The 12,439-nt window shown below is 69.0% G+C and carries 13 protein-coding genes and 1 pseudogene; 5 read left to right on the plus strand and 9 right to left on the minus strand.

Translation table 11 applies throughout. The annotated features are described in order from the left end of the window. Positions 1–71: 71 nt before the first annotated feature. A complete protein-coding gene (locus tag ABIE44_RS19590; RefSeq protein ID WP_502912685.1) occupies positions 72–572 on the minus strand; it encodes a hypothetical protein in 501 nt (166 codons plus the stop codon). Between the two features lie 10 nt (positions 573–582). Between ABIE44_RS19590 and ABIE44_RS00720 the strand changes: the two genes are divergently transcribed. From ABIE44_RS00720 to ABIE44_RS00730, 3 genes are all read left to right on the plus strand, one after another. Then, positions 583–1,470, plus strand: coding sequence for a 3-oxoacyl-ACP reductase (locus ABIE44_RS00720; protein ID WP_502912686.1), 888 nt, complete (start codon positions 583–585; stop codon positions 1,468–1,470). A gap of 1 nt (position 1,471) precedes the next feature. After that, positions 1,472–2,347 carry a MaoC family dehydratase gene (locus ABIE44_RS00725; protein WP_209713576.1) on the plus strand — a complete coding sequence of 292 codons (876 nt, stop codon included), beginning with the start codon at positions 1,472–1,474 and terminating at the stop codon, positions 2,345–2,347. Positions 2,348–2,421: 74 nt separating this feature from the next. Beyond that, a complete protein-coding gene (locus ABIE44_RS00730; RefSeq protein ID WP_209713574.1) occupies positions 2,422–2,973 on the plus strand; it encodes a hypothetical protein in 552 nt (183 codons plus the stop codon). On the opposite strand, the gene ABIE44_RS00735 is transcribed toward ABIE44_RS00730, so the two are convergent. From ABIE44_RS00735 to ABIE44_RS00770, 8 genes and pseudogenes are all read right to left on the minus strand, one after another. Next, a complete protein-coding gene (locus tag ABIE44_RS00735) occupies positions 2,948–3,814 on the minus strand; it encodes an acyl-CoA thioesterase (protein WP_209713572.1) in 867 nt (288 codons plus the stop codon). The genes ABIE44_RS00730 and ABIE44_RS00735 overlap by 26 nt on opposite strands. After that, positions 3,814–4,767, minus strand: a complete 954-nt coding sequence (locus tag ABIE44_RS00740; RefSeq protein WP_209713570.1) for a proteasome assembly chaperone family protein — start codon at positions 4,765–4,767, stop codon at positions 3,814–3,816. Before ABIE44_RS00740 ends, ABIE44_RS00735 begins: the two co-directional genes overlap by 1 nt. 95 nt (positions 4,768–4,862) lie before the next feature. Then, on the minus strand, positions 4,863–6,143 hold the full coding sequence (locus ABIE44_RS00745) for a hypothetical protein (RefSeq protein WP_209713568.1): 1,281 nt from the start codon (positions 6,141–6,143) through the stop codon (positions 4,863–4,865). 9 nt (positions 6,144–6,152) lie between these two features. Continuing rightward, positions 6,153–8,052, minus strand: a pseudogene (gene dxs / locus ABIE44_RS00750) (1-deoxy-D-xylulose-5-phosphate synthase). Positions 8,053–8,113: 61 nt separating this feature from the next. Beyond that, positions 8,114–9,034 (minus strand): SMP-30/gluconolactonase/LRE family protein, encoded by a 921-nt coding sequence (locus tag ABIE44_RS00755; RefSeq protein WP_209713564.1) that lies wholly within the window; start codon positions 9,032–9,034, stop codon positions 8,114–8,116. Continuing rightward, on the minus strand, positions 9,031–9,477 hold the full coding sequence (locus ABIE44_RS00760; protein WP_209713562.1) for an NUDIX domain-containing protein: 447 nt from the start codon (positions 9,475–9,477) through the stop codon (positions 9,031–9,033). Before ABIE44_RS00760 ends, ABIE44_RS00755 begins: the two co-directional genes overlap by 4 nt. Positions 9,478–9,507: 30 nt before the next feature. Further along, on the minus strand, positions 9,508–9,945 hold the full coding sequence (locus tag ABIE44_RS00765) for a hypothetical protein (RefSeq protein WP_209713560.1): 438 nt from the start codon (positions 9,943–9,945) through the stop codon (positions 9,508–9,510). Positions 9,946–9,989: 44 nt separating this feature from the next. Next, entirely contained in the window at positions 9,990–10,622 is a 633-nt protein-coding gene (locus ABIE44_RS00770) for a TetR/AcrR family transcriptional regulator (RefSeq protein ID WP_209713558.1), read from the minus strand. Positions 10,623–10,669: 47 nt separating this feature from the next. Between ABIE44_RS00770 and ABIE44_RS00775 the strand changes: the two genes are divergently transcribed. Together ABIE44_RS00775 and ABIE44_RS00780 are read left to right on the plus strand one after the other, a co-directional pair. Then, positions 10,670–11,749, plus strand: a complete 1,080-nt coding sequence (locus ABIE44_RS00775; RefSeq protein ID WP_209713557.1) for an oxygenase MpaB family protein — start codon at positions 10,670–10,672, stop codon at positions 11,747–11,749. 225 nt (positions 11,750–11,974) lie between these two features. Beyond that, a complete protein-coding gene (locus tag ABIE44_RS00780; protein ID WP_209713555.1) occupies positions 11,975–12,400 on the plus strand; it encodes an SsgA family sporulation/cell division regulator in 426 nt (141 codons plus the stop codon). Positions 12,401–12,439: the final 39 nt, after the last annotated feature.

Raw genomic sequence — 12,439 nt, forward strand, 5'->3', positions numbered from 1 at the left:
CAGGTAACATGTGCCTGCGGAACCAAGTGAGTGCCACATCACGAAATGTGGACTCCGAGTTACACCTGAAGTTACATTTCGATCGACCCAACCTCAAGACTGACGCCCCGACCCGACGCTAGGAACCCCCGATGAGCGACCGCTACCAGTCCTTCAGCTCCAGCCCGATCGGCCAGATGTTCGTGAAGAACCTCGGCCTGCCCGCCCCGGAGAAGCTCGAGCGGTACACCGAGGGCGCTCCCCTGGTCGACGGCACCGTCGTCGTGGGCGGCGACGGTCGCCTGGCTGCCACGCTGACCACCACCCTGGACAACCTCGGCATCGCGAGCACCACCTCCCCGAGCAAGGAGGAGAAGTACAAGGGCCTCGTCTTCGACGCCACCGGCCTGACCTCCCCCGAAGCGCTCGTCGCCCTGCAGGAGTTCTTCACCCCGCTGCTGCGCAGCCTCAAGAGCTGTGCCCGCGTCGTCGTGATCGGCACCAACCCGACCCAGACCGACTCCGTCGACGAACGGATCGCCCAGCGCTCCCTCGAGGGCTTCACCCGCCTCGCTCGGCAAGGAGATCGGCAAGGGCAGCACCGTGAACCTGGTGTACGTCGCCCCGGGCGCCGAGTCCACGCTCGAGTCCACGCTCGCGTTCTTCCTCTCCCCCAAGTCCGCCTACGTCTCCGGCCAGGTCGCACGCCTGGGTCTGACCGGTACCAAGAAGGCCGCCAAGGTCGCGAACCAGAACAAGCCGCTGGCCGGCAAGGTCGCGATCGTGACCGGCGCCTCGCGCGGTATCGGCGAGCAGATCGCGCGGGTGCTGCACCGGGACGGCGCGACCGTGCTCGGCATCGACGTCCCGCAGGCCGCCAGCGAGCTGCAGACGCTGATGAAGGAGCTCGACGGCGACCAGCTCACCTTGGACATCACCGGCAAGGACGCCCCGCAGCGGATCGCGCACCACGTCAAGGAGAAGCACGGCGGCGTCGACATCGTGATCCACAACGCCGGCATCACCCGCGACAAGAAGCTCGCGAACATGGGCGACGACCGCTGGAACTCGGTCATCGCCGTGAACCTCTCCGCTCCGGAGCGGATCACCCGCGAGCTGCTCGACCAGAACCTGATCAACAAGAACGGTCGGATCGTCGGCGTCTCCTCGATCGCCGGTATCGCGGGCAACGTCGGTCAGACCAACTACGCGGTCTCCAAGGCAGGCGTCATCGGGTTCGTCGACGCCCTCGCCCCCGAGCTGAAGAACGACATCACCATCAACGCGGTGGCGCCGGGCTTCATCATCACCGCGATGACCGCCGCGGTCCCCTTCGCGACCCGCGAGGTCGGCCAGCGCCTCAACGCGATGGCCCAGGGTGGTCTCCCGGTGGACGTCGCCGAGGCGATCTCCTGGTACGCCTCCCCAGGTTCGTCGGCCGTCAACGGCAACGTCGTCCGGGTCTGCGGCCAGATGATGCTGGGCGCCTGAGATGGCGGAGAAGGTCATCGACGCGGCAGGTTCACCGCTGCCGACGATGCTCAAGGCGGCGCTGCCGATCGTCCCGGGCGTGAACCTCATCCCGGGCGTCGCCAAGAAGGGCGGCGACCTGCCGGACCTGACGCTGTCGCGCAAGGACGTCGCGGTCGACCTCGAGAACCTGGCGACGTACCGGGAGGTCTGCGGGTTCGCGCCCTCGCAGCACCTGCCGTTCAACTACCCGCACACGCTGGCCTTCCCGCTGCACATGGGGATCATGACCGACAGCTCGTTCCCGTACGCCGCCATCGGCAGCGTGCACCTGCGCAACTCGATGACCCGGCACCGCCTGATCGCTCCGACCGAGCGCCTCGACGTCTCCGCCACGGTGACGAACAAGCGCGCGCACTCCAAGGGCACGATCTTCGACTTCGTCACCACCGTCACCGCGGCCGGGACCGACGAGGTCGTCTGGGACTCGGTCTCGACGTACCTGCGCCCCGGTCGCGGGGACAAGGACGCCAAGCCCGAGGGCGAGCCGTTCGACGTCATCCCCGGTAGCGGCACCGAGTGGAGGCTCCCGGCCGACCTCGGCCGCAAGTTCGCCGCGGTCTCGGGTGACTACAACCCGATCCACCTCTACGGGCTGACCGCCAAGGCGTTCGGCTTCCCCAGCCAGATCGCCCACGGCATCTGGACCAAGGCGCGCTGCGTCGCCGCGATGGAGAGCCGCGTCCCGGACGCTGCGACCGTCGAGGTCGAGTTCAAGAAGCCGGTGCTGCTGCCGACCAAGGTGGCCTTCGGGTCCCGCGTCGTCGACGGGGGCCTGGACTTCTCGCTGACCAACCCGAAGAACGGCAAGCCGCACCTCGTCGGTCGGGTCCGCTGAGGCCCCCTCCTTCTCGTACGACGTTTGTCGGGCCCGTATCGAAACCGATGCGGGCCCATCAACGTCTCAGGGGCATGACCTTCTTACTTCGGTGGGCGCTGGTCGCGTTCCTCGCGATGCTCGGCCCTGCGATCGGGGCTCCACCTGCCTCAGCGCTGTCGTGCATGCGGCCCGATGCCGAGGCCTTGCTGAAGTCGCCCGGCCTGGTGATCGGCCGGGTCCGTGAAGCCGCAGATGAGCGGGTCGTGCTGCACGTGGACGAGACGTTGCGCGGTGGGCCGTTCACCGAACGCCTCGAGCTGACTGCGGCCGGGCTGGGGTGGGACGACTGGAACAGCAAGGACATGCGGTCCGGACCCGTCCTGTTCTCGATGTACCGGAACGCTGACGGAGTTCTCCGGACGGGCGCATGCAACTTCTTCCTCTCACCCGCGTTCATCGATCAGGTGCGTGCGCTCGCTGCCGCGGAGGAGACGGCGGAGCAAGCAGCTGGGCAGGAGATCGTGCAGAAGCCGTCGCGCAACCACCATGAAGACCAGTCGCGAGCCTGGGTGTACTGGACCGCAGCCGGACTCACCTGCGTCGGAGCGGTAGTCGCGATCAGGCGCCGGTGGGGCGAACCCTGATCAGACCCTCCTGGGCGACGCTCGCCACCAGGGTTCCGTCCGGGGTGAACACCTTCGCGGTGATCAGGCCGCGACCACCGTGGGCGACCGGGCTGTGCTGGTCGTAGAGCCACCACTGGTCGGCCGCGAACGGGCGGTGGAACCAGATGGTGTGGTCCAGGGACGCCGCCTGCATGTTCGGCGAGGACACGAACAGGTTGTGCGGCACCAGGGACGCACCGATCAGGGTCATGTCGCTGCTGTAGGTGAACGCGGCGGCGTGCTGCAGCGGCGAGTCCGGCAGGTCACCGTTGGTCCGGATCCACAGCCGGGCACGGGCCGGTTCCTTGTCGTTGGGCAGCTCACCGCCGGGCCGCGAGTTGCCGGCGTACCGGACGTCGAGCGCCGCCCACTCCCGCTCCCACTCGCTCGCGTCGTGGTTGCGCGCGGAGAAGATGTCCCCGAGCGGGATCGACTCGTCGGGACCCGGCACCTCCGGCATCACGTCCTGGTGCTCGAGGCCGTCCTCGGGGATCTGGAAGTTCAGCGTCATCGCGAAGATCGGGTGACCGTGCTGACGGGCGAGCACCCTTCGGGTCACGAACGAGCGACCGTCGCGCAGCTTCTCGACGTCGTACACGATCGGCACCGAGGTGTCGCCGGGGCGCAGGAAGTAGGAGTGCAGCGAGTGGACCACGAACGGCTCCGGGACCGTGCGCGAGGCCGCCACCAAGGCGTGCGCGGCGACCTGGCCACCGAAGACCCGCTGGAGCTCGGTCTTGGGCTGCTTCCCGCGGAACAGGTTGTCCTCGATCATCTCAAGGTCGAGCAGGTCGATCAGCTCGGTGATGTTGGACGGCATCAGTCGTTGCGCTCGTCGTCGGGCTGGTCGAGTCCGGCCAGGAACTCCTCGAACTGGGCACCGAGCTCCTCGCCGGTCGGCAGCCCCTCACCGGCACGCAGTGCGTCACCGAGCGCGTCGGCGGTCGCGTCCAGGAGGTTCTCAGCACCGGAGTGGAAGGCGTCGTACTGCTGCTCGAGCCCCTCCACCACCGCGCGTACCTCGTCGGAGTCGGCGACCTGGCTCGCGATCTCGACCCGGCGGTCGTCAGCTGCCTCGTCGAGATCGCTGACGTCCCAGCGCAGGCCGGTGACCGCACCGATCTGCGTCAGCATCGCCGACGCAGCCTCGGGGTAGCCGAACTGGGCGACGTAGTGCGGGATGTGCGCGACGAAGCCGGTGGCGTCGTGCCCCCACTCGCCGAGCCGCAGCTCGAGCAGCGACTGGGCGCTCGAGGGGATCCGGATCTCACCGGCCCACACGTTGCTCGAGATGAGCAGCCGCTTGGACGTGGCGTGGTTGGTCAGCTGGATCGGCCGGGTGTGCGGCACCGCCATCGGCACCGAACCGAGCGACACCGTGAGACGGACGTCGAAGTGCTCGATGACCTGGCGGACCGCCTCGGCGAAGCCCTCCCAGCGCATGTCCGGCTCGGGGCCGCTCAGCAGCAGGTACGGCGTGTTGGCCTGGTCGTGCAGGAGCCGCACCACGAGGCGCGGGGCGTCGTAGTCGCCGTAGTGGTCCTCGAGGAAGGTCATCGGAGGACGCCGGGCGCGGTAGTCGAAGAACTCGTCGACCTCGAAGCTCGCGACGACGCGGCTGCTGGAGCTCTCAAGGAGGTGCCCGATCGCCAGCGCGGAGGCGTTGCCGGCGTCGAGGAACCCGTCGAGCGCAGTCACCATCACCGGCCCGTCGCTCAGTCCGTCGAGCTCGGGAACGTCGTCCACGATGTGCACGAAACGTGCCTGCGTCACTGCCTGCTCCTCAGTCCTCGCCGATCTTCTTCCAGCCTAGAGGTCCAACGCTGCGGTGAGCGCGGATATGCCCCCGGGTCGGGGTGATCCACGTCCTAGCCGTAGATCCGCAGGATCCTCTTCGCCGCACGGTTCGCCAGGTCGGTGCCGTCGATCCCGATCACCCGCAGGAGGACCGAGTCCGCCATGTCGTCGGGAGTGCCCTGACCGGAGCGGTGGAAGGCCTCCATCAGCTCCCACAGCTTGCTCTCGCCCTGGGTCGCGGCGATGTAGTCGCACGCCATCCAGCTCAGCGCGTAGTTCCAGGCCTGGTCGTCGCCGTTGAAACCCTTCGACGCCGGCAGCCCCGCGACGCCGTCGCGAGCACGGGTCACCGCGACGGTGGCGATCCGCCGGCTGCGCTTGGAGATGGAGCGCGCGCCCATGTACTCGGCGAGTCCCTCGGCGAACCACACCGGCGCGCCGTCGTCCCGCTCGCCGACGGCGACGTGGGTCAGCTCGTGCCGGGTGATGCGGTCCAGGAACGGCTGCCCCGCCCGGATCGAGCTCGGCAGCAGCGTGAACCGGACGCCGGCGACGGTCGGCTGGCCGAGGTCGGCGTACATCGGGAAGGTCATCGCACCGAGGTGGGTGATGTTGCCGCCGGGGACTCCCTCGAAGCTGTTCAGCACGGCCTTGCGGGAGAACACGTAGACGACCACCTTGCCGTCCCACGAGAAGGGCAGCGCCTCTTGGACGTTGGCGACGCCGCGGCGTACGACGGAACCGATCTCGCCTGCCTTGGCCCAGGTCCCCGCGTCGTAGATCTGCAGCGTGTCCCCGTCGGACTGCACCCGGATCCGGACGAGGTCCCACGGCGCCGGGCTGGAGCCGGGGAACTGCTTCTTGGTGCCGGTGAGCTCGGAGAGGATCACCGGCTTGCCGTTCTTGCGGGCGAACGCGAACCCGGTGATCCGGCGCACGGGCACCTCGTCGAAACCGTCGAGCTGGGTGGCCACCCGGACCTGCGGCAGGGAGACGTCCTTGCCCCAGCCGGGCGCCCGCAGCTGGGCGGGCCACTCGGCCTTCAGCACCCGGTAGCGGAAGGCCTCGAGCGGGAGCGCCTGCATGTTGGCGAAGTAGCGGCGCTGCCGCGTCAGCAGCTGCGGGTTGGTCGGGTCGAGCGTCGCGAGGAACTCCTCGAGATCGCCCGCGCGGACGGCGTGGGCCCGCCGGTCGAGCAGCTTCTGGGCCTCGTCCGGTGACACCGACCCTGTTGTGCCTCCGTCCCCGAGCAGGCTCTCGTCACCGTCCCCGGAGCAGCCGACGAGGAGCGAACCGACGAGCGAGAGGAGGACGACGAGAAGAGCGGCCCGAGAGCCGCGGCGGGTCGACAACCGCGCGTCCTAGTCGATGTCGACCAGCGAGTGCCCCGCGTCCAGCGCGGTGACGTCCTCGACGATCTTGCGAGCCAGGGCCTGGGCGGTCAGGCCGATCTTCTCCAGGATGGCCTCGCGCTTGGCGTGGTCCAGGAACTCCTGCGGAATGCCGTGAAGACGGAAGGGCGTGGCGACACCGGCATCGTTCAGGAAGGCCAGCAGGTTGGCGCCGAAGCCACCGACACGGCCGTTGTCCTCGATGCTCACGACCAGGCGGTGCTCACCGGCCAGAGGCGCGAGTGCGGCGTCGATCGGCTTGACCCAGCGGGGGTCGACCACGGTCACGCCGATGCCCTGGTCGACCAGTCGGCCGGCCACGTCCACCGCGGTACCGGCCATCGACCCGGGGGCGACGATGAGGACGTCCTTGTCGCCACGGCGCACGAGCACGTCGACGCCACCGACGGTCGAGACCGCCGGGATGTCGTGCTCGGGCGGGGCGCCCTTGGGCAGGCGCACGATCGTCGGAGCGTCGTCGACCGCGACGGCCTCGCGCAACAGCTCGCGCACCCGGGCGCCGTCGCGCGGCGCCGCCAGGCGCAGGCCGGGGACGACCTGGAAGATCGACATGTCCCACATGCCGTTGTGGCTCGCACCGTCGTCGCCGGTGACACCGGCGCGGTCGATGACGAAGGTGACACCGCACTTGTGCAGAGCGACGTCCATCAGGACCTGGTCGAAGGCGCGGTTCAGGAAGGTCGCGTAGATCGCGACCACCGGGTGCAGTCCGCCCATGGCCAGTCCGGCAGCACTGGTGACGGCGTGCTGCTCGGCGATGCCGACGTCGAAGGTGCGCTCGGGGAAGCGAGCAGCGAACCGGTCGAGCCCGACCGGGTAGAGCATGGCCGCGGTGATCGCGACGACGTCCTTGCGCTCCTCACCGATCTTCACGATCTCGTCGGTGAAGAAGTCGGTCCAGATCCGGCCCTTGGGCATGGGCGTGCCGGTCTCGGGATCCATCGGCCCGACCTGGTGCATCTGGTCGTTCTCGTTGCGCTCGGCCGGATCGTACCCGAAGCCCTTCTGGGTGATCACGTGCACGATCACCGGTCCACCGAAGCGCTTCGCCTGGGTGAGGGCGTTCTCGACCGCCACCCGGTCGTGACCGTCGATCGGGCCGACGTACTTCAGGCCGAGGTCCTCGAACAGGCCCTGAGGTGCGAGGGCGTCCTTCATGCCCTTCTTCATCGCGTGCAGGGCGTCGTACGCCGCGGAGCCGACCCCGCCGACGCCCTGGAGGCGGCGCTTGACCTGGTCGAGCACCTGCTCGTAGCGCGGGTTGGTGCGCAGCGTGGTCAGCGCGCTGGCGAGACCACCGACGGTCGGCTGGTAGGACCGGCCGTTGTCGTTGACGACCATGACCGAGCGAGCGGTCCTTGCCGATCGCGATGTTGTTCAGGGCCTCCCAGGCCATACCGCCGGTCAGTGCGCCGTCACCGACGACGGCGACGACGTGCCGGTCCTCGCCGCGGATCGCGTAAGCCTTCGCGAGGCCGTCCGCGTAGGACAGGGACGTGGAGGCGTGCGAGTTCTCGACGAGGTCGTGCTCGGACTCGGCCTGACTGGGGTAACCCGACAGTCCGCCCTCGGTGCGCAGGGTGTCGAAGGCGGAGGCCCGCCCGGTGAGCATCTTGTGGACGTAGGCCTGGTGACCGGTGTCCCAGACGACCTTGTCGCGCGGGGACTCGAAAACCCGGTGGATCGCCAGGGTCAGCTCGACGACGCCGAGGTTGGGCCCGAGGTGTCCGCCGCGCGGGGCGCAGGTGCGGATCAGCTCGTCGCGGATCTCGGCTGCGAGCTCGGTGAGCTGACGGTCGTCGAGCCGGCGCAGGTCCTGCGGCCCGGTGATCGACTCGAGGTGCCCCATGCCCTGCCTCTCTCGCCCCGTGATCGTCCGGCACCTGGTGGCCGAACGGTGAAGTCCTACTCTAGTCGGCGCCCAGCGAGATCACCGCAACTGCCGCCTCTTCCAGGCTCCCGAGCCACACCTGCCCCGCGTGCTCGCGGACCCCGGTGACCATGTGAAAACCGGTCGCGTCGCCCTCCAGGTCGTGCACGCAGGTGCCGGCGTCGTCGAAGGCCATCACCCTCACCACCCGCTTGGGCTGCGGCTGGAGGCCCTGCGGGATGTTCGAGAGCGCCTTGCGCAACGGCGTCGGCAGCGTGAGGATCCGCTCGACCAGCGGATCCCGCGTCGAGGGAAGCGTCACCCAGATCAGACCGTCGGAGCCGCGAGCGATGTTGTCGGGGTAGCCGGGGAGGTCCGAGCAGAGCAGGTCGCGCTCCCCCGCCCTCGGCCCGGTCAGCCACCACCGGACGACCGTCCTGGCGACGGTCTCCGCGACCGCGACGTAGGACTCGTCCGCCGCCAGCGCGACCCCGTTGGAGAACGCGAGTCCGTCCAGGACCAGCTCGACCGACCCGTCGGCACGGCGTACGAGCAGGCGACCCGTGCGGGTGTTGCGCGCGAAGTCCTTGCGCCAGTCCTCGATCCCGAAAAGGGTCGAGGAGTCGGAGAACCAGATGTCCCCGTTGGTCGCGACCGCGGCGTTGTTGCAGAACACCAGCGGTCGACCGTCGAAGGAGTCGACCAGGGTCTCCAGCTCGCCGTCGCGCGGGTCGACCGCCAACAGGCCGTGGTGGGCGTCGCAGACCAGCAGGCGCCCGTCGGGAAGCAGCTCGAGCCCGAGCGGACGACCGCCGGTGGTCCCAACGATGCGGCTGGAGCCGTCGGGTGCGAGCGCGTGCAGGTCGCCATCTGCGGTTCCGGTGTAGACGGTGCCATCCGGGCCGACGAGGACGTCCTCGGTGCCGTGCGCCGGGACCGGGACGATCCGCAGCGGCTTCACAGCGCGCTCCGCAAGGTGGCGTAGAGGTCGGAGGTCAGGAACTCGGGGACGAAGTGCCGCGAGGAGCCAGCCAGGTCGAGAGCGGGGATCTCGTGGGGGTCGACGAACACGATCCGGCGCCCCTCACCCACCACGATGTCGGCGTCGGTGATCTCCGTGCGCGCTGCCCAGATCTGGTAGAGCCCGTGGTGACCGTCGGGATAGGTGTACTCGTCCTCGCGCCACAGGGTGAGGTCACCGGCCTCCAGCTCGATGCCGGTCTCCTCGGCAAGCTCGCGGTAGGCAGCGGGTTCGAATTCCTCACCGTCCTCGACGTGACCTCCGACCATGCCCCACTGGTTCGCAGCGCGGGGCGCGTGCTCGTCGCGCTCCTGCAGCAGCACCCAGCCGCGGTCGTCGACGAGCAGGAGTACGGCGAGTCGGGAGTGGTACGGGCCGGCCATGCGGCCCACTGTGGCAGATGCGCCGACGGGTCAGGCGGTGCGGGCGGCCATCCGGGCGGCGTACCTCTGCCCGCGCAGGGCGTCCTCGACCAGCCCGACGGCTCGACGGGTCGCGATCAGCCGGGCCCCTTCGCTCTGCCAGACGTCGACCGCGGCAGCGACCTCGGCGTGCGAGGCGATGTCGCGCAGCAGCCCGCGCACCTCGCTCAGGCCCCGCTGGACGGCAGCCTGACCGGCCTCGACGTGCAGGACCGCGAACCGGGCGAGGATCGCCGGGTGGCGTCGCAGCCCCGGGTAGTCGCGGTACTCAGGTGGGCAGATGTCGAGCAGCCAGTTGGTGGCCGTGCGCTCCCACTCCGGGGAGTCGGGTGGCCGCACCTGGCTGGGCCAGCCAGGAGGCGCCACGGGCGCTCCGCCGATCGGGATCGAGCGAGGGACGGGGGCGGGCTCGGAGCGCGGTGCGAACATGTGTTCTATGTTCGCACACCTGTTCGAACGAGGGAAGAGCTCTCCTACTTCAGCGCGCCGAGAAGTCCGGTGATCGTCGCCACCAGCCTGTCGGTGTCGAACAGGTCGGGCTCGGCGAGCAGCAGGCGGCCGAAGTGTTCCAGGACGGCGACGATCGCGTGCGCCAGCACCTCGGGGTCGAGCACCGGTCCCCCACGGATCGCAAGGCCGAGCTCGAGCAGTCCAGCGATCTGGGTGGTCAGGTTGGCGCGGTCGGTGTCGATGCGCGCTCGGACCTGTTCGGGCATGCCGGTGCGGGCGAGCAGGATCGGCTGCCAGGTCATCGGGTCGCCTCGGACCGCATCGATCATCCGGCGTGCAGTCTCGGCAACCAGGCGGTCGGGGTCGGAGAGGTCCGGGGACGGCGGCAGCACCTCGGCGAGCTGCTGCAAGGCCCGAGCCTGCTGCCGGTCCAGCAGGGTGGTGAGCAGGTCGCGCAGGTCCGCGAAGACGCCGTACACGACAGGACGGGTGACGCCGGCCTCCTGGGCGATCGTCTCGATCGAGATCGCGTCGTAGCCGTCGCGCACGATGATCCTCAGTGCCGCGTCGTGCAGCTGCGCGCGGCGTACGTCTGCCGGGACCCGGGCGGCGTACGGGCGGCGAGCCGCCTTCTGCGCAGATTCTTTCGCGGGCACCCGAACAGTCTATTGCACAATTACTACAGGCGTGTAGTAATTGGCGCATGGCACTCTTCAGCAAGCCCGAGATCACCCCGCACGAGGACTACGGCTTCTTCGGTCCTGACTCCGTCACCTGGAAGGTCTGGAGCTACCCGACCTCCCTGACGGTTGGCTTCCAGCGCGCCGTCGTCATCGAGGAGCTCGACCCGGCGCTGGTCGCCGCCGTCGACAAGACCCAGGGCATCTACGCCCGCCCGAGGACCCGGTACGACCGGACGCTGCGCTACTTCGCGATGGTCGCGTTCGCCGACACCCGATCGACATCCCAGGCGGCGGACGTTCTGGTGAAGGTGCACTCCAAGGCCGTGGGCACGGATCCGGTCACCGGCAAGCAGTACGACGCCAACGACCCGGAGTCTCAGCTCTGGATCCAGCTGACCGGTTGGCACTCGATCCTCAAGGCGTACGAGATGTACGGCCCCGGCAAGCTCAGTGAGGCCGAGGAGCGCCAGTACTGGGCGGAGTGCGCCGTCGCCGCGGAGCTGCAGACCTGTTCTCCCGACGACATCCCGGCGACGCGTGCTGAGCTGCGCGCGTACTACGAGGAGATGAAGCCGCACCTGATCGGCTCCGGGATCGCCCGGAAGGCGATGCACCACCTCCTCGACGCGTCGGTGATGCTGCCGCCGATGCCGCGCGTGTTCGCCCCCGTGAGCTGGGTCGTCGGCCGGACGCTGCGCGCAGCGACCATCACCACCATGCCGCGCTGGATGCGCGAGATGGGCGGGATCAAGCAGTCCCGCGCGGTCGACCTGGGCGTGGTCCCGGTCATGAAGATCGCCTTCTTGGTCGCGAACACCAACAAGCGTGTCAAGCTGGAGCTCCTCGGCTTCCTCTCCCCCATGACCAAGCCGGTGGTCGCGCCGATCTTCTACGGCGTCACGCCCACCGAGCCGGTCGTGCGGACGCCGGCGGAGGCGCGTGAGCTCTACGGCTACGACAAGCCGGCCGAGGCGCACCTGGAGCTGCGCGCTCGCCAGGCCGCCAAGGTCTTCTCCGAAGGTCTCGCCCCGAGCGAGGAAGGCATCATCGAATCCGAGCCGATCCTCGGGTCGATCGACCGCTCGAAGGTCAGTGCCTGACCGGTTCCAACCGATTCGCCCGTTCAGAGAGGCCCAGCCGGACCGGCTGGGCCTCTTTGCGTGTGACGCCGGTCATACCGAGTCAATACGGACATATGGGCACTCGAAACTGGACCACTGGGCAGATTGAACTGGACCACTGAAGTCGTTTCGTGTCATGAAATCGAATGTTCCCCGTTCCAGTGCCGAAGAACAGCACACGAACTACTCAGGACAGGGACGAAGATGATGGACCGGAACCTCACCACCACCGTCAGCACGATGGCCGTTCAGATCGCGACCGTCGAGGCCGAGCAGGACCACGACCTCTCGGCCGAGTTCAGCTACAACCCCGCCGACCCGTGGGCGGTCACGATGACGCTCAGCACCGTCGCCGGCCCGGTCAACTGGACCTTCGCCCGGGACCTGCTCGTTGAAGGCCAGTACGAGCCCACCGGTGACGGTGACGTGCACGTCTGGCCCTGCCTGAGCCCGTGCGGCGAAGCCGTCGTGATCGTGGAGCTCGACTCCCCGGCCGGCGAGACGCTGCTGCAGTTCCCGACCCGCGCCATCCAGGACTTCGTCTACGCCTCGATCGAGGCCGTGCCGGTCGGCTCCGAGCAGACCGACATCGACGCCTGGCTCGAGCAGCTGCTCACCGCCGGCGCCTGAGCCCCGCGCCTGCCTGACCCTGTTCTTCACAGCTGTCCT

Origin of the sequence: Marmoricola sp. OAE513 (assembly GCF_040546585.1) — a bacterium.
Classification (GTDB): domain Bacteria; phylum Actinomycetota; class Actinomycetes; order Propionibacteriales; family Nocardioidaceae; genus Marmoricola.